The organism is Streptomyces sp. SUK 48, assembly GCF_009650765.1.
Lineage (GTDB): Bacteria > Actinomycetota > Actinomycetes > Streptomycetales > Streptomycetaceae > Streptomyces.
Genome location: NZ_CP045740.1, coordinates 7,594,993 through 7,610,921 on the forward strand (window position 1 = coordinate 7,594,993; position 15,929 = coordinate 7,610,921).

Here is a 15,929-nt window from a genome sequence, read left to right on the forward strand (position 1 = left end):
CATGATCAAGCTGGCACGGCACGCGGGTACGGTCGGAGCCTCGGCGGCGCTGGTCGGTGGGGCCCTGCTCGCCACCGCCGGGACCGCGACGGCGGCCCCGCAGAGCACCGCGCACCTCCCCGCCCGCACCACCGCGAGCCAGACCGCAGTGCCCGGCGGCACCGCTCACCGCGGCGGGCACCGGCTCGACCCCTGGATCGAGGGACAGCTGGCGCAGTTCGACCCCGCGGCGGCGCGCCGTCTGGCCGTGTTCGACCCGTGGGTGAAGGACCAGCTGGCCCGGTACGCGCCCGCCTCCCTCGGCCAGGGCTGACCCGGGCCCGCCGCGCGCCCGCTCCCGTCGGCGTCCTCAGTCCACGAACTCCATGGCCGGATATATCGGCGACGGCCTCTCCAGCAGCCGTCCGTCGCCACCGCGCAACCAGTGGTCGAAGTAGGCCGCCACATACGCCTCGGTCGTACGGATCGCCGTGGCCGGAGCGATCGTGCCGAGGTCGCCGGTCAGGACGGACGCCGGCAGACCCAGCTGCGGGAGAAGGGCCTCCGCGTCGGTGAACGAGGCGTGTTCCGAGCCGCGCAGGGTGAGTTGACGCGTCCACCCCGGGGTGTGGGCCCGGAACGCCCGCCAGCCGGGTCCGGTGTCCGTCTCGCCGTCCTTTCCCAGCAGCAGGAACGGGCGGTCGAGACCGTGCCGGGCCACCGGCATCGGTGAGCCGTCCAGGTAGGTCAGATTGCCGTCCATGTCGATACCGGCGGTGATCCTGTCGTCGGCGTCCATCGCCAGCGCGGCCGCGCTGCCGCCCATCGAGTGGCCGAACATGCCCACCCTCGACAGGTCCAGCGCACCGGCCAGCCCCCGGGGCGGGCGCCGTCCGTCCGCGTCGGGGCTGTGCCCGCTGCCGAGCAGGCGGAGCTGGTCCAGTACGAAGCCGGTGTCGGCGACCCGGACCGCCAGTGCCTTGCGGACGAAGGCGTCGGGGTCGCCGGGCGGCACCATGGTGGCGAGCGAGCCGTCCGGGAACTGGACCTCGGGTGACTCGTAGGTGTGGTCGACGGTCACCACGGCATAGCCGCGGCCGGCCAGGTCCGCCGCCAGCGTGGTGTCCCAGGTGCGGGGTTCGCCGAGTCCGGGGGAGTAGAGCACCACGGGGAGCCGTCCCCCTCGCCCCCGGGCCACGGGGGCGTCGCGGGTCACGTGGGTGACCACGCCGGCCCAGTCGGCCCGGCCCGCCGGGGTCCCGAGCCGGAGATAGCCGTTGGCGGTGACCCGGTCGAAATGGGCGGCCGCCGCGGGCAGCATGTACGGAGCCGGCGGCCGGTGGGCCGTGTGCGTCGCCGGATAGAACACGCTGACCATCAACTCGCGGTGTATCCGGCCCGATTGCCAGGGATCGGTGCGCGTGCGGTCCACCAGGTGCAGCGTCGTCTCGCCGACGGGGTGCGGTCCTGTGGGGGAGGGCAGCGTCAGGCGGTGCGTGGGCGGCGCGGCGGGGGCGGCGCCGGTGGGCGTGGTGGCTCCGGCCGGGAGGGCCGCCGCGAGAGTGCAGAGCGCGGCGACCGCGCAGGCGAGGAGCGCTCGTAGCCCCGTCGTCCCGCGGCGGAGGCGCGGGTGGTCATCGGTCATGCTCCAAGGGTGACGGCCCGTCACCAACCGCACATCGGGGACGAACCCCGGTCTTTTCCCTCGGGGTATCCGTAGGGGATGCGGGATGTGGGGTGCGGCAGGCCGGGTGCGGGGCCGGATGTGGCGCGGTGGGTCGTGAACGCCGGGTCCCGGATTCCCGGCGCCCGGCCAGCGTCACCCCCGTACGCCACCCGCCCCGCGGGCGGCGCCCCGGTGACGGCGGCGTCGTACAACGCGCGCGTCGCGGAGCCGAAGTACGCGCTGTACGAGACCTGCGCGGTGTTGCCGCCGGTGTGGTAGCCGCCGATCACGCCGACGACCGCCCACCCGTCGACCCACGGCACGAGCATGGGGCCGCCGCTCGTCCCACCGACGAAGGCGTCGCAGGCGATGCGCGGGAACGTCCCCGGGTCGGCCGGATCGTCGCTGGCCCACCTCGTGGTCCGGCTCCAGCACTCCAGTGGTTCGTCCGCGCCCGCCGGATAGCCGATCATCCGTACCGGCGCGTGGTGGTACCCCGCCCCCGTGAGCAGCCGTACTCCGCCGACCGCGTCCTGCAAGGAGGTTCCGTCCTGGTCGGGTTCCGTCACCGCGAAGCCGAAATCGTAGGCCGCGCCTGCGTGTTCGCCCAGGTCGTAGTACTGCTGCGGCACGTAGACGCCGTTGGTTCCGACCGGGAAGACCCCGTAGGGCTTGATCCCGTCGTGGTACCCGGGGACGAAGGCCAGCCGGCGCTGCGGGGCGGTACCGGAGTACCCCTTCAGGCAGTGGCCCGCGCTGAGGACCAGGTCGCGCCCGGGGCTGCGGACGACCGAACCGCTACAGGTACGCCCGGTGCCCTGGGTGTCGGTCCAGAAAAAGGTGCCGGCCTGTGGGATGCCGCCGAAGCTGTGGCTGGGCGGAATGTACTCGCCCGGCCGGGGGCCGTCCACCGCTGGGGAGACGGCCGGGCCCGTCTCGGAACCCTTCGTGCCGGCGGGCAGGGCGGCCGTCATGCGGGCCGCCGTCCAATAGGCGTCGAGCCGGGCGGCGACCGGATTCGGCCCGGCCGTCGCCCCCTTCGCCGCACCCGTCGGAGCCGGCCGAGCGGACTGGGCCGCCGACCGGGCCGGCGAGGCCGAAGCCGCCGCGGCCGGGGCGCCCGCCAGCAGCAGAGCGGCCGCGCAGACGGCGAGGTGACGTAAGCCCGGGATTCTACGCACCATCAGTTCCCTTCGCGGCAGGGGTACCTGACGGCTCACCCTAGGCCCGGGGCCGACGCGGCGGAAGAACGCACCACGGCGGCGGGCGGCCCCGGCGCGCCGCGGAGTGGTCACGGCGACGGCCCCGCACCGCTCCGGCACCGCTCGGCCGACGAAGTGGGGCGGCGTCAGCGGCGAAGTCGTACGAGACGCACATGCTATGAAGCGGGGTAAATGGGTACATTCTGTACAGGTGTATCTACGTGGCACGCGAGTGTCACAGCCCGCCTCGGGGGCACTGACCAGCATGTTTGCGGGCTCGGCGAGCAAGGGCCTCCGGCCCTGCTGACCACTGGTCGAAGGGATGCCGGTTATGAACGAGGACATGAGGAGCCCGCACCCGGAGCAGCCGCCGCCCGGGGCGGTTCCGCCCAGGGCCGCCGCGCCCGAGGCGGCCCCGCGCGCGGCGGCCTGGGCCGATCCCGCCCCCCTGGGCCTGGCCGGCTTCGCCCTCACGACTCTGCTGCTGTCGATCATCAACACCAATCTCCTGAAGGAGACCGCGGGCATCCTGCCCGTCCTGGGTCTCGCCTTGTTCTACGGCGGCCTCGCCCAGTTCGCCGCGGGGCTCATGGAGTTCCGCCGGGGCAACACCTTCGGCGCGACGGCGTTCGTCTCCTTCGCCGCGTTCTGGCTGTCCTACTGGTGGATCGCGCCACGCGTGGCGCTCGCCGGTGACGCGCACAACGCGCTGGGCCTGTTCCTGCTCGGCTGGGCGATCTTCACCGCCTACATGACCATCGGCGCCCTGCGGGTCAGCCTCCCGGTGCTCGCGGTGTTCGTGCTGCTGACCCTGACCTTCCTCTTTCTGGCCATCGGGTCGTTCCAGGGCGGCGCCGGGCACGTCATGACCGAGGTGGGCGGCTGGTTCGGCATCCTCACGGGGCTCGCCGCCTGGTACGCGTCGGCGGCCGGTGTCATCAACGCGGCGCACGGGCGCACCGTGGTGCCGCTCGGCTCGCTTCCGGGCCGGGCCGAGCCGGGCGAACGGGTGCGCCACGACGAGCGATCCGGGCGATCCGTCTGACGGGGGCGGCGCGACCGCCGTACCGTCCCGTCCGTCCCGCCGCCTCCTCCCGCACCCGCACCCGCGCACCCCCATGCCCCCGCGCCCGCGACAATGTCCGGCATGAGCGAGGACATGGACGACGCCGACGGACGCCTGGCCAGGATCGAACGGCTGCTCCAGAGCGGTGAGCGCGGACTTCAGCCGGCCTGGCGCCGGGCGACCCGGGGCGAGACGCGCTGGGCCGTGACCACCGTCATGCTGGCGGCGGTCGCCCTGCAACTGGTCCTGCCGCACCGGCTCGTGCTGCTGCGTCCGGTCTGGGTCCTGCCGGTGCTGGAACTGGTTCTGCTGGCCGCCCTGGTGGCGAGCAACCCCCGGCGGGTGGAGCCCAGTACGGTGTGGTGGCGGTGGCTGGGGCTGCTCCTGATCGGCGTCATCAGCCTGGCCAACGGCTGGTCGGCGGCCCAGCTCGTCTGGGACCTGGTGCACGGCATCGGCGGCCAGGACGCGGTGCCGCTGCTGCGGGCCGGAGCCGTCATCTGGTTCACCAATGTCATCGTCTTCGCCCTCTGGTACTGGGAGTCGGACCGCGGCGGCCCGATGGCGCGGGTGCGCGGGCGGCAGCAGTACGCCGACTTCCTGTTCGTCCAGATGCAGAGCCCCGACATGGCGCCCCCGGACTGGGAACCGGAGTTCCTCGACTACCTGTACCTCTCGTTCACCAACGCCACCGCCTTCAGCCCCACCGATGTGATGCCGCTGTCCAGGTGGGCCAAGATGCTGATGATGCTCCAGTCGTCGGTGTCCCTGGTGACCGTCGGCCTCGTGGTGGCCCGCGCCGTCAACGTGCTCAGGTAACGGTCAGGCGGTCAGGCGGGCGGGGCGTCGGACCGACCGGCCCCGGCGGGCTCCGGGTCGGTGGCCAGCCGGGCGTGCGTCTCGACGCCGTGGCGCACCCCGTCGTACTCCAGCACTGCCTTAGCAGGACACCCAGCCCGTCGAGTGGCGCCGGTCGATCGCGCTCACGGCCACCTGACCGAGGACCTCGTCCCGCTCGTCCACGACAGCGAACGCGAAGGCCGTTCCCGCCCCGCCACCGCTCGTCCTGCCCGGCGAGCCGGCGCCCCGCGTCCCCCGGCGAGGCCACCGGGTCCCTGCTCTGTCCCCGCATCAGCTGGTCCGCGAACGCCGTCAGGACCGCCCGCGCATCGCCCTCCGCCCAGCTCACCCGATCGGTGGACGGTTCGATTCGCGCTGTCCGGGGAGAGTGGGGTGGGGCACATGATCCGTACGGGTCCCCGCGCGGCCTCCGAGTCCCCGCGCGGCCACCGGGCCGGCGCCGCCCGGTGGGTGGAGCGATGCCGCACAGCCGTGAACGCGAAGGTGAACGCCGTACACCGGCGGAAAGCCAGAATTGCATCGTTCGTTTTATTGAATCCTTCGTGTTTGTGAGAGTAGGTTCGGCGCCATGACCGCCTCCCCGACTCCGACCACCGCCGAGGAACTCCGCGGTGCCGGCCTGCGCGTGACGGCGGCTCGCGTCGCGCTGCTGGAGACGGTCCGGGACGGCGACCACCTCGGTGTCGAGGCGATCGCCTCCGGGGTCCGTGACCGCGTAGGCCATATATCCCTGCAAGCCGTCTACGAGGCTCTGCACGCGCTCACCGCGGCGGGGCTCGTGCGCCGTATCGAGCCGGCCGGTCATCCGGCCCGGTTCGAGGGGCGCGTCGGCGACAACCACCACCACCTCGTGTGCCGGTCGTGCGGGGCCGTCGCCGACGTCGACTGCGCCGTCGGCGAGGCGCCCTGCCTGAGCGTCGCCGACGACCGCGGCTTCGCCATCGACGAAGCCGAGGTCGTCTACTGGGGCGTGTGCCCCGACTGTTCCACCGGCCGCAGTTCCTGAGCACCTGGTTCCGCATAGTTCGGAAGGATTGCCATGACTGAGAACCACGACGCGATCGTCACAGACGCGAAGTCGGAGGAGGGGAGCGGTGGCTGCCCCGTCGTTCACGACCGGGCCCTGCACCCGACCCAGGGCGGTGGCAACCGCCAGTGGTGGCCGGAGCGGCTCAACTTGAAGATCCTCGCCAAGAACCCGCCCGTGGCCAACCCGCTGGGCGAGGAATTCGACTATGCGGCGGCCTTCCAGAGCCTCGACCTCCCGGCGGTGAAACGGGACATCGAGGAGGTGCTCACCACCTCCCAGGACTGGTGGCCCGCCGACTTCGGCCACTATGGCGGTCTGATCATCCGTATGGCCTGGCATGCCGCCGGCACCTACCGGATCAGCGACGGCCGCGGCGGCGCCGGCCACGGCCAGCAGCGCTTCGCGCCGCTGAACAGCTGGCCCGACAACGTCAGCCTGGACAAGGCCCGCCGCCTGCTGTGGCCGGTGAAGAAGAAGTACGGCCAGAAGATCTCCTGGGGCGACCTGATGGTCCTCGCGGGCAATGTGGCGCTGGAGTCCATGGGCTTCGAGACCTTCGGCTACGGCGGCGGCCGCGTGGACGTCTGGGAGCCGGAGGAGGACGTCTACTGGGGTCCCGAGACCACCTGGCTCGACGACCGCCGCTACACCGGTGACCGCGAGCTGGAGAGCCCGCTCGGCGCCGTCCAGATGGGTCTGATCTACGTCAACCCCGAGGGCCCGAACGGCAACCCGGACCCGCTGGCCGCCGCCCGCGACATCCGCGAGACGTTCCGCCGCATGGCGATGAACGACGAGGAGACCGTCGCCCTGATCGCCGGCGGCCACACCTTCGGCAAGACCCACGGTGCCGGCCCCGCCGACCACGTCGGCCTCGACCCCGAGGCCGCCGGCCTGGAGGAGCAGGGCCTGGGCTGGCGGAGCACCTACGGCAGCGGCAAGGGCAGGGACGCCATCACGTCCGGCCTGGAGGTCACCTGGACCTCCACCCCGACCCGGTGGAGCAACGGCTTCTTCGACAACCTGTTCCGCTACGAGTGGGAGCTGACCGAGTCCCCGGCCGGCGCCAAGCAGTGGGTCGCCAAGGACGCCGAGGCCACGATCCCCGACCCGCAGGACCCGTCCAAGAAGCGTCTGCCCACGATGCTCACCACGGACCTCTCCCTGCGCTTCGACCCGGTCTACGAGCCGATCTCCCGCCGCTTCCACGAGAACCCGCAGGAGTTCGCCGACGCCTTCGCCCGCGCCTGGTACAAGCTCACCCACCGCGACATGGGCCCGAAGTCCCTCTACCTCGGCCCCGAGGTCCCCGAGGAGACCCTGATCTGGCAGGACCCGCTGCCGGAGCGCGAGGGCGAGCTGCTCGACGACGCGGACATCGCGGCCCTCAAGAGCAAGCTGCTCGGCTCCGGGCTCAGCGTCGGCCAGCTGGTCACCACCGCGTGGGCCTCCGCGTCCACCTTCCGCGGCAGCGACAAGCGCGGCGGCGCCAACGGCGCCCGCATCCGCCTCACCCCGCAGCGCGGCTGGGAGGTCAACCAGCCCGACGAGCTGGCCCAGGTGCTGCGCGTCCTGGAGGGCGTCCAGCAGGACTTCGACGCCGCCGGCGGCAAGAAGGTCTCGCTGGCCGACCTGATCGTCCTCGGCGGTGCCGCCGCGGTGGAGAAGGCGGCCAAGGAGGGCGGCTTCGAGGTCACGGTGCCGTTCACGCCGGGCCGGGTGGACGCCGGTGAGGAGCACACCGACACCGAGTCCTTCGAGGCGCTGGAGCCGACCGCGGACGGCTTCCGCAACTACCTCGGCAAGGGCAACCGGCTGCCGGGCGAGTACCTGCTGCTCGACCGCGCCAACCTGCTCACCCTCAGCGCCCCCGAGCTGACCGTCCTCGTCGGCGGCCTGCGCGTGCTCGGCGCCAACCACGCCCAGGCCCAGCAGCAGGGTGTCCTCACCAAGACGCCCGGCGTCCTCACCAACGACTTCTTCGTCAACCTGCTCGACATGGGCACGACCTGGAAGTCGACCTCCGAGGACCAGACCGCCTTCGAGGGCCGCGACGCCGTGACGGGCGAGCTGAAGTGGGCCGGCAGCCGTGCCGACCTCGTCTTCGGCTCCAACTCCGAACTGCGCGCCCTGGCCGAGGTCTACGCGAGCGACGACGCGAAGGAGAAGTTCGTCAAGGACTTCGTCGCCGCCTGGGACAAGGTCATGAACCTGGACCGGTTCGACCTGGCCTGATCCGCCGGCACGATGTCCGGGCCGCCCCTCGGCGGGCGGCCCGGACATCGTCGTCTCATCAGCGCGGTGGGAATCAGCGCGTCGGGAGTCAGCGCGGTGGGAACGAGCGGTTACGGCATCCCCGGCGCGACGAACGGTGACGACGCCCCGGCGCGCGCCGGACCGTCAGCGGTTAAGCGCCGCCGCGCCCGCCCGCGCGTACCTCTCGTCCAGGTCGCCGGAGGGGGCGCCCGCGACGCCGATGCCCGCGACCGGGGCGCCCTTGGCGGTCACCGGGGTGCCGCCCGCGAGGAACAGCGTCCCCGGGATGTCCTTCAGGGTCGGCGCCTGCGCCAGCCGCCCGGTCAGCTCCGAGGTGGGCGCGTTCCAGGACACCGCCGTGAACGCCTTGCGCTCGGCGGACTCGTACGACTGCGGGCCCGCGCCGTCCCCGCGCAGCGTGACCAGCGTATTGCCGTCGCGGTCGACCACGGCCACGGACACCTGCCGGCCGTCCCTGACCGCGGCGTCCAGCGCGGCCCGCGCCGCCCTCTCCGCGCCCTTCACGGTCAGGTGCGCGCTCTGGGTGAGATCGCCGGAACGTACGGCGGCGGGCGCGGCGGCCGGGGCGGCGCCGGCCGCATCGGCGGCCTGGGCGGCGACGGTGCCGGCGACACCCGCGCCCACGACGGCCAGCGCGGCACCACCGACGAGGACACGGGTACGGCGGGACGGCTTCCTACGGCTGGACATGACGGGCAACCTTCCGGTGGCGGTGGGGCCGCGGCCGAGGTGCGGCCGGGCCGAGGCGCGGTCGCCTCGGTACCGATCCTCGGGCCGCCCTCCGCCGTCTCCCGTCGGTGGACCGGTGGTCCCCGGGGTCATCCGATCGGACGACCCCGCGCGCCCGGGGCCGGGGCACAATGGACTTGGTTCGCCCAGTTCGTTTGCCCAGTTCAGCGCGGTGATGCGGGAGGTGGTGGCGGTGCCGGAACCCGCACGGGACGACCCCCGCGCCCTCACGATCGTCATGCACACGGCGTTCTTCGTGCTGCTGGCCGCCTCGCTCGCCCGCTACCTCACCCGGCACGGCGAGAGCCCCCACACCCCCTGGATCGTCGCCCTCTCCGCGCTGCTCGCCGTGCTCTACGTCCTCGGCCCCGCCCTCGGCACCCGCCCCACCCCGCGCCGACTGACCTGGCTCGGCCTGGTCGTGGCGGCCTGGGCACTGCTCGTCGTCCTGGCCCCGAGCTTCGCCTGGTGCGCGGTCCCGCTCTTCTACACCGGCCTGCGCACCCTGCCCCCGCGCGCCGCGATCCCGCTGGTCGCGCTGCTGACCGCGCTCGCGGTGGCCGCCCAGCTGGAACTCGCCGGCTGGCCCGACCCGAACGTGCTGCTCGCCCCGCCTGCCGTCGCCGCCGTCGCCGCCACCGTCTACGTCGTCATGCACCGCCAGGCCGCCCGGCAGAGCGACCTCATCGACGACCTGGTCCGCACCCGGCGCGAACTCGCCGCCACCGAGCGCCGCGAGGGCACCCTCGCCGAACGCGAACGGCTCGCCCGGGAGATCCACGACACCCTCGCCCAGGGCCTGTCCAGCCAGCGCATGCTGCTCCAGGCCGCCGACCGGCTCTGGGACACCGCACCCGGCACCGCCCACGAGCACGTGCGCACCGCCGCGCTGATCACCGAGCGCGGCCTCGCCGAGGCCCGCCGCTTCGTGCGCGATCTGGCTCCGGCCGACCTCGCCGAGAGCGGCGGCCTGCCGCGAGCCCTGCGCGCGGTCGCCGAGCGCGAGACGGCACCGGGGCTCACCGTCCGCGTGCACACCGAGGGCGCCGCGCCCGAACGGCTGCCCGCGCCCGTCGAGTCCGCCCTGCTGCGCATCGCCCAGGGCGCCCTCGCCAACGTCCGCGAACACGCGGACGCCACCACCGCCACCCTCACACTGACCTGCCTGGACGACCAGATCGTCCTGGACGTCATGGACGACGGCCACGGCTTCGACCCCGCCGGGGACCACCGCACCGCCGCCCGGGGCGAGGGCCGCGGCCACGGCCTGCCCGCCATCCGCGCCCGGCTGCGCCAGCTCGGCGGCACCCTCACCATCGAGTCGGCGCCCGGCGAGGGCACGGCCCTGTCGGCGGCGATCCCCCTGGAGCGACGATGAGCGAGCGCCCCGTACGCATCCTGGTCTGCGACGACCACGCCGTCGTACGCGCCGGACTGCTCGCTCTGCTGCACAGCGCCCCGGACATCGAGGTCGTCGGCGAGGCCGGCGGCGGCGAGGAGGCCCTGGCGCTGGCCCGCAAGACCGCGCCGGACGTCGTCCTGATGGACCTCCAGCTCGGCGCGGGCATCGACGGCGTCGAGACCACCCGGCGGCTGCGCGCCACCAGCCCCGCCCCGCACGTCCTCGTGCTCACCACGTACGACACGGACGCCGATGTCACCCGGGCCGTCGAGGCGGGCGCCACCGGTTATCTGCTCAAGGCCGAGCGCGCCGAGGACCTGTTCACCGCGATCCACGCCGCCGCCCAGGGCCGCCCCGCGCTCTCGCCCCCGGTCGCCGACCGTGTCATGTCCCGGCTGCGCAACCCGCGCCCCGCCCTCACCCCGCGCGAACGCGACATCCTCGCCCAGCTCGCCCGGGGGCTGCCCAACCACGCCATCGCCCGCGCCCTGTTCATCAGCGAGGCCACGGTGAAGACGCATCTGCGGCGCATCTACGACAAGCTCGGCGTGGACACCCGCGCGGGCGCGGTCGCGGTGGCGAAGGAACAGCGGCTGCTGTCCTGACCGGCGCGTCGTGGCGCGGCCCGTCGCGCGATCCCGTCAGCGGCGCAGCGCCTCGAAGGCGTCCCGCGCCGCCGTGCCCATCGCCAGCTCGATGTCCGGGGCGAGACCGGCCCGCCGGTCCGCACGGGTGAGCGCGGCCAGGGCGACCCGGTCGCCCGACTCCGCCTCCACCACGCCGATCTCGTGCCGCAGATGCAGGAACGTGCCGGTCTTCCCGCTCCACCGCAGCGAGTCCGCGCGCAGCTCGCACGCGAGGCGCTGGGTGAAGACCTGGAAGCCCATCAGCCGCCGCAGCTCGGCCGTCGCCCCGGGGGCGGCGATCTCGTCGCACCACACCCGCCGCAGCAGGCCGACGAGCGCCGCCGCCGAGCCGGTGTTGGCGTGCGCCGGGTCCAGGGTCTCGATGGTGGGCAGGCCCGCCCGTTCGTCCCGTACGGCCAGCTCCAGCGCGAGCGAGAAGTCGTTGCCGGCGGCGCCGGCCGCGCACTCGTACATATGGTTCATCCGGTGCCGCATCCGGATGCCGTCGCACCCCCACGCCCGCAGCCGCGCGTCCACCTCCGCCACCGGCACCAGGTCGAACAGCGCGTCCGCGGCCGCGTTGTCGCTCACCGACAGCATCAGCAGGAGCAGATCGCCGACCGCCACGGCGGCCGGGTGCCGGAACGCCGACAGACCGGTGGAGCCGACGCTGCTCCGGGCCGGATCGACGGTCACCGGCTGCGCCGCGTCCAGCTCCCCGGCCGCGATCCGGTCCAGTACGACCAGGGCCAGCGGGACCTTCGCGACGGACGCGAGCGGCGTCGGCTCGTCGATGCCGAAGCCGAGCCGGGCGCCCGTGTCCAGGTTCAGGGCGAGGAAGGAGCCGCGCACCCCGAGCGCCGACCAGTCCGCGGCGACCGCCTCGGCGACATCCAGCAGGGCGCCGTCGTCGCCCACGCAGACGGGCCGGTGCCGGGTGCCGTTCATGTCCACGGGGCTCATCCGCGGGCCGCCAGCCGGGCGGGGGCGTCACCGGCGGCCCGGAGGTCACCGCTGTCACCGTGCCGTGCCGCTTCGACCGCCCCAACTGCCGTGGCCAGCAGTGGAGTCAGCCATCCGGGTACGTCCGGTGTGCCGCGCGGGCCCGGTGGTGCGCTCACGTCGTACCCCCGGTGCAGGGCGGTGTCGCTCAGGGGTGCCCACCGGGCCTCGTACCGGCGGGCGTACGGCTCGGTGCACAGCAGCAGGGCGCGCCCGGCCAGGGTCTCGGTGAGCGCGTCGGCGGCGGGACCGGCCGGTCCGATCCGTCCCTCGGGCAGCCCGGCCCGCGCGATGGCCCGGGCCAACCGCTCCTCGAAGCAGGGGACTTGGTCCTCCGCCAGGACGAGGATCGGCGGCGGGGACGCGGGCGGTTCGCCGGTACGGCGGCGACGCGGCCGCAGCTCTTCGAGGTGGAGGGCGCGCGGCGCCTCCCGGGTGCCGGCCGGCGCGGAGGCCAGCCCCAACGGCACCCGGAAGGCGGCGTGTTCGGGTGCGACGCGGACGAGCGCCCAGGCGAGCGAGCCGTCGGCCAGGCCGGACTCCCGCTCCAGGGGCAGAAGTTCGCGCATGCCGAGGGTGATCCCGCGCTCGGTGCCGGCGTGCAGGGCGCGGGCCAGGGCGGCCGGGGCGCAGTCCGCGGGCACGCCGACGGCACGGACCCGCGCGTGCCGGGCCGAGTGGGCGGCCTGCCGCAGCCGCTGGGCGCGGTCGAGGACGTCGCGGGCGTGGGGGAGGAGCAGGACGCCCAGTTCGGTGGTCGTGACCTGGCGCCGGGAGCGGTCGAACAGCAGGCCGCCGAAGTGGCCCTCCAGCGTCTTGATCCGCCGGCTGAGCAACGGCTGCGCGATACCGAGCCGGTCGGCCGCCCGGGAGAAGCTCACCTCGTCGGCGGTCGCGACGTACGCCTCCAGATGCGCGAGTAGATCCATCCCCTAGTCATATCAATAAGGCATGAGGTGTGCACGGATCACTCTTGGACATGGACCTCCTCGTGCTGTTTCGCTGGTCCCCGCGGATCACCCCGCCCGACAGGGCATGACCTGGGAGGACTTCACCATGACCGCTTCCGGACCGTTCGCGCGTCGTGGCCTGCTGAAGGCAGGCGTCGCGCTCACCTCCGCGGCCACCGTGGCCTTCGCCGGGCGGGCCGCCGCCGCCCCGGCAGGCCCGGCCGCCCCCGCCGCCCCGCGCTCCGGCGAGCTGGCCGATCTGGAGCGGCGCTACGGCGCCCGGCTCGGCGTGTACGCGCGCAACACGCGCACCGGGCGGGTGCTCGCCCACCGGGCGGGGGAGCGGTTCGCGATGTGCTCGGTGTTCAAGGCGTTCGCGGCGGCCGCCGTGCTGCGCGACGAGGCGCGCTGCGCGCCGATGGACAAGGTGATCCACTATCCGCCGCACGACCTGCTGCCCAACTCGCCCCGCACGCAGGAGAACCAGGCCACCGGTATGGCCATGGCCGATGTGTGCGCGGCGGCGATCCAGTACAGCGACAACGCGGCCGGCAACCTGCTGCTGCGCCAGCTGGACGGGCCGGCCGGTCTCACCCGGTTCTTCCGCTCGCTCGGTGACGACGTGAGCCGGCTCGACCGGTGGGAGCCCGAACTGAACACGGCGATCCCCGGGGACCCGCGCGACACCACGAGCCCCGAGGCCCTCGCCGCGAGCATCGAGCGGCTGGCCCTCGGCCGGGCCCTGGCCGCCGCCGACCGCGAGCGGTTCGTCGGCTGGCTGAAGGGCAACACCACCAGCGGCGCACGGTTCCGCGCCGGACTGCCCGAGGGCTGGAGCATCGCCGACAAGACCGGTACCGGCGACTACGCGAGCGCCAACGACGTGGCCGTCGCCTGGACCACCCGGCGGACCCCCGTCGTCCTGGCCGTGCTGTCGACCAAGGAGGGCGCGGACGACAAGGACGCCCCGGTCGACGAGGCGCTCATCGCGGAGGCGGCCCGCATCGCCGCGCGGACGGTGGCACCGGGGGAGTGAGGCCCGAGGGGACGGGTCGGTGACGCGGCCGGGGCCGGGCCCGCCGACGTCAGGGCCGCCCGGGCGGCTCGCCCTGCGACGCCTGGAGGTCGGCGAGCAGCTCCGCCTGTTCCGCGAGGACGCCGGACAGGATCGTCCGTGCCACCCGCAGCAGTTCGGCCACATGCGGGCTGGTCAGGGAGTAGTGGACGTTCGAGCCCTCCTTGCGGGTCTTGACCAGGTTGGCGCGGCGCAGCACGGCCAGTTGCTGGGAGAGGTGGGCGGGCTCGATGCCCACCTCGGGCAGCATCTCGGCGACCGCGTGCTCGCGTTCGCTGAGCAGCTCCAGCACGCGGATACGGGCCGGATGGCCGAGCGTCTTGAAGAACTCGGCCTTCAGCTGGTACAGCGGCTTGCTCACCGGACCGTCCCTTCGCCGGTCCGGCGACCCGCCCGCCGCGGCCCGGTCCCGGCCCGTCCCATCGACCCATACGTCAACACCATGGGGTCCATCCTCACCCGGCGGCCCCACGGGGACCGAATCGGCCCCGGACACCCCGCGCCCCGGCCGTCGCCGGCCGGTCGCGGGGCCCGGGCGCTTACGCGCTCGGCCAGCCGCCGTAGGGAACGGTGAGCAGCTCCATGGCGTGTCCGACCGGATCCATGAAGTACACGCCCTTGCCGCCATCGTTGCGGTTGATGGTGCCGGGGTGCTTCTGGTGCGGATCGGCGTAGTGCTCGATGCCGCGCTCCGTGATGCGGGCGTACGCGGCGTCGAACTCCTTCTCGGAGACCAGGAACGCGTAGTGCTGCGGGGTGATCGTGCCCTCGGGGACGGTGGCGAAGTCCAGCGTGACGCCGTTGCCCAGGGCGACGGCCACGAACGGCCCCCACTCCCCGGTGATGTCCAGACCCACGATCTCGGTGAAGAAGCGGGCGGATTCCCGGTTGTCCCGGGCGTGGACGATGGTGTGGTTCAGATCGACGGGCAAGGAATGCCTCCAGAGGCATCTCCCGGCACCTCCATGCCTCACCCGGCCGGTGACCGGCACGCGATGCCGCCGTCCAGTGTAGTCAGCCGTTCGGCGTAGCGGAGGGGGCGGGGCCGTCCGGTCCATGGCGGGTGGGGTGGGGTGGCTCCTGGGTTTCCGGTCGGGCGGCGTCGTGTCCGGCCCCCAGCGGGGGGAGGCCGGGCGCGACGGTCACCGGATGCCCCGGCGGACCCGAGTGGTAGCCGGGGTGCCCCGGTGGTAGACGTGGTACGAGCCAGGGCCCCGGCCGCCCGAGGAGCGAACGCGTCCGCCCGAGGGCGGACGCGGACACCGTGCGCACCGGCGGTCCGGGAACCCGGCGAGGAGTGAGCGAGCATGGCAGAACGCCCCACACCCGGGCACGGCGCGCCCGAGCCGGAGGACGGCCTCGCGCGGGGCGATCTCGGACGCCGGCTCCAGCGGCGCCGGACCGAACTCGGGCTCAGCCGCGAAGAGGTGGCCGAGCGCGCCGGGATGGCCGAGGCGTACGTCGCCCATCTGGAGCAGCACAGCACCGCCGCGCCCGACTCCGGCACCCTGCTCAGGCTCGCCGGGGCGCTGCGCACCAGCCCGCAGGAACTCGGCGGCGGACACGCCGGGCTGCCGTCCGGGCTGGGGCAGGCCGCCCGCAATCCCCGGATGGGCGAACTCGGCGAACAGGAGTGCAGGGAGTTGCTGTCGACGCACGGCGTCGGGAGGTTCTCCGTCAGCACCGAGGGCGCGCCCGTCGTCCTGCCGGTGAACTACACCGTCGTGGACGGCGCGATCGTGTTCCGCACCCGCGAGGGTTCGGTGATCGGCCAGGGACTCGACCGCGAGGTGGCCTTCGAGGTGGACCGGGTGGACGACGCGCTGAGCGAGGGCTGGAGCGTGCTGGTGCGCGGGACCGCCCGCGTGGTGGACGATCCCGCCGAGGCGGAGCGGCTGGCCGAGCGCGCGTACAGCACCCCGTGGGCCGGCGGGGACCGCGATCTGTGGGTGCGGATCGAGCCCACGGCGTACACGGGCCGTCGTATCGAAGCGGGATGAGGGCGAGGGGCCCGGCGCGTACAGGTGCCGCCGGGACTCCCCACGACGAACCCCGTTGCACGGG

The 15,929-nt window shown here is 73.8% G+C and carries 16 protein-coding genes; 9 read left to right on the plus strand and 7 right to left on the minus strand.

Translation table 11 applies throughout. The annotated features are described in order from the left end of the window. The first annotated feature begins 1 nt into the window (after position 1). Positions 2–313 (plus strand): hypothetical protein, encoded by a 312-nt coding sequence (locus tag GHR20_RS33730; protein WP_181516166.1) that lies wholly within the window; start codon positions 2–4, stop codon positions 311–313. A gap of 36 nt (positions 314–349) precedes the next feature. Here GHR20_RS33730 and GHR20_RS33735 read toward each other — a convergent pair whose 3' ends face one another. Then, positions 350–1,624: a Tat pathway signal protein gene (locus tag GHR20_RS33735; protein ID WP_153815354.1), complete on the minus strand. Its 1,275-nt coding sequence runs from the start codon at positions 1,622–1,624 to the stop codon at positions 350–352. 20 nt (positions 1,625–1,644) lie between these two features. Beyond that, entirely contained in the window at positions 1,645–2,829 is a 1,185-nt protein-coding gene (locus GHR20_RS33740; protein ID WP_153815355.1) for a hypothetical protein, read from the minus strand. 349 nt (positions 2,830–3,178) lie between these two features. Between GHR20_RS33740 and GHR20_RS33745 the strand changes: the two genes are divergently transcribed. From GHR20_RS33745 to katG, 4 genes are all read left to right on the plus strand, one after another. Further along, complete coding sequence (locus GHR20_RS33745; RefSeq protein WP_243878206.1) at positions 3,179–3,892, plus strand: acetate uptake transporter; 714 nt, start codon at positions 3,179–3,181, stop codon at positions 3,890–3,892. Positions 3,893–3,994: 102 nt separating this feature from the next. Then, complete coding sequence (locus tag GHR20_RS33750; RefSeq protein ID WP_153815356.1) at positions 3,995–4,732, plus strand: DUF1345 domain-containing protein; 738 nt, start codon at positions 3,995–3,997, stop codon at positions 4,730–4,732. 610 nt (positions 4,733–5,342) lie between these two features. Beyond that, entirely contained in the window at positions 5,343–5,780 is a 438-nt protein-coding gene (locus GHR20_RS33760) for a Fur family transcriptional regulator (protein WP_153815357.1), read from the plus strand. A 33-nt stretch (positions 5,781–5,813) separates the two neighbouring features. Beyond that, positions 5,814–8,039 (plus strand): catalase/peroxidase HPI, encoded by a 2,226-nt coding sequence (gene katG, locus GHR20_RS33765; RefSeq protein WP_153815358.1) that lies wholly within the window; start codon positions 5,814–5,816, stop codon positions 8,037–8,039. Between the two features lie 165 nt (positions 8,040–8,204). Here katG and GHR20_RS33770 read toward each other — a convergent pair whose 3' ends face one another. After that, on the minus strand, positions 8,205–8,771 hold the full coding sequence (locus tag GHR20_RS33770) for a heme-binding protein (RefSeq protein WP_153815359.1): 567 nt from the start codon (positions 8,769–8,771) through the stop codon (positions 8,205–8,207). Positions 8,772–8,985: 214 nt separating this feature from the next. Here GHR20_RS33770 and GHR20_RS33775 point away from each other — a divergent pair, with 214 nt between their 5' ends. Next, a complete protein-coding gene (locus tag GHR20_RS33775) occupies positions 8,986–10,188 on the plus strand; it encodes a sensor histidine kinase (protein WP_194859061.1) in 1,203 nt (400 codons plus the stop codon). Then, positions 10,185–10,817, plus strand: coding sequence for a response regulator transcription factor (locus tag GHR20_RS33780; protein WP_153815361.1), 633 nt, complete (start codon positions 10,185–10,187; stop codon positions 10,815–10,817). Before GHR20_RS33775 ends, GHR20_RS33780 begins: the two co-directional genes overlap by 4 nt. Before the next feature lie 36 nt (positions 10,818–10,853). Here the strand turns inward: GHR20_RS33780 and GHR20_RS33785 are convergent, their stop codons facing one another. Continuing rightward, entirely contained in the window at positions 10,854–11,786 is a 933-nt protein-coding gene (locus GHR20_RS33785; RefSeq protein WP_153815363.1) for a serine hydrolase, read from the minus strand. Between the two features lie 11 nt (positions 11,787–11,797). Beyond that, positions 11,798–12,769 carry a LysR family transcriptional regulator gene (locus GHR20_RS33790; RefSeq protein ID WP_153815364.1) on the minus strand — a complete coding sequence of 324 codons (972 nt, stop codon included), beginning with the start codon at positions 12,767–12,769 and terminating at the stop codon, positions 11,798–11,800. 127 nt (positions 12,770–12,896) lie between these two features. Here GHR20_RS33790 and bla point away from each other — a divergent pair, with 127 nt between their 5' ends. Next, complete coding sequence (bla, locus tag GHR20_RS33795; protein WP_153815366.1) at positions 12,897–13,826, plus strand: class A beta-lactamase; 930 nt, start codon at positions 12,897–12,899, stop codon at positions 13,824–13,826. 49 nt (positions 13,827–13,875) lie between these two features. Here the strand turns inward: bla and GHR20_RS33800 are convergent, their stop codons facing one another. Further along, complete coding sequence (locus GHR20_RS33800) at positions 13,876–14,226, minus strand: metalloregulator ArsR/SmtB family transcription factor (protein ID WP_111582742.1); 351 nt, start codon at positions 14,224–14,226, stop codon at positions 13,876–13,878. Between the two features lie 178 nt (positions 14,227–14,404). Continuing rightward, positions 14,405–14,797: a VOC family protein gene (locus tag GHR20_RS33805; protein ID WP_111582743.1), complete on the minus strand. Its 393-nt coding sequence runs from the start codon at positions 14,795–14,797 to the stop codon at positions 14,405–14,407. A gap of 375 nt (positions 14,798–15,172) precedes the next feature. On the opposite strand from GHR20_RS33805, the gene GHR20_RS33810 reads away from it, so the two are divergent. Further along, positions 15,173–15,865: a pyridoxamine 5'-phosphate oxidase family protein gene (locus GHR20_RS33810; RefSeq protein WP_153815368.1), complete on the plus strand. Its 693-nt coding sequence runs from the start codon at positions 15,173–15,175 to the stop codon at positions 15,863–15,865. The last annotated feature ends 64 nt before the right edge of the window (positions 15,866–15,929 follow it).

Coding starts and splice junctions, on each gene's coding strand:
- GHR20_RS33735 (WP_153815354.1), bottom strand. CDS start 1,624: ATGACCGATGACCACCCGCGCCTCCGCCGCGGGACGACGGGGCTACGA.
- GHR20_RS33775 (WP_194859061.1), top strand. CDS start 8,986: ATGCGGGAGGTGGTGGCGGTGCCGGAACCCGCACGGGACGACCCCCGC.
- GHR20_RS33790 (WP_153815364.1), bottom strand. CDS start 12,769: ATGGATCTACTCGCGCATCTGGAGGCGTACGTCGCGACCGCCGACGAG.
- GHR20_RS33740 (WP_153815355.1), bottom strand. CDS start 2,829: ATGGTGCGTAGAATCCCGGGCTTACGTCACCTCGCCGTCTGCGCGGCC.
- bla (WP_153815366.1), top strand. CDS start 12,897: ATGACCGCTTCCGGACCGTTCGCGCGTCGTGGCCTGCTGAAGGCAGGC.
- GHR20_RS33745 (WP_243878206.1), top strand. CDS start 3,179: ATGAACGAGGACATGAGGAGCCCGCACCCGGAGCAGCCGCCGCCCGGG.
- GHR20_RS33780 (WP_153815361.1), top strand. CDS start 10,185: ATGAGCGAGCGCCCCGTACGCATCCTGGTCTGCGACGACCACGCCGTC.
- GHR20_RS33760 (WP_153815357.1), top strand. CDS start 5,343: ATGACCGCCTCCCCGACTCCGACCACCGCCGAGGAACTCCGCGGTGCC.
- katG (WP_153815358.1), top strand. CDS start 5,814: ATGACTGAGAACCACGACGCGATCGTCACAGACGCGAAGTCGGAGGAG.
- GHR20_RS33785 (WP_153815363.1), bottom strand. CDS start 11,786: ATGAACGGCACCCGGCACCGGCCCGTCTGCGTGGGCGACGACGGCGCC.
- GHR20_RS33770 (WP_153815359.1), bottom strand. CDS start 8,771: ATGTCCAGCCGTAGGAAGCCGTCCCGCCGTACCCGTGTCCTCGTCGGT.
- GHR20_RS33810 (WP_153815368.1), top strand. CDS start 15,173: ATGGCAGAACGCCCCACACCCGGGCACGGCGCGCCCGAGCCGGAGGAC.
- GHR20_RS33750 (WP_153815356.1), top strand. CDS start 3,995: ATGAGCGAGGACATGGACGACGCCGACGGACGCCTGGCCAGGATCGAA.
- GHR20_RS33730 (WP_181516166.1), top strand. CDS start 2: ATGATCAAGCTGGCACGGCACGCGGGTACGGTCGGAGCCTCGGCGGCG.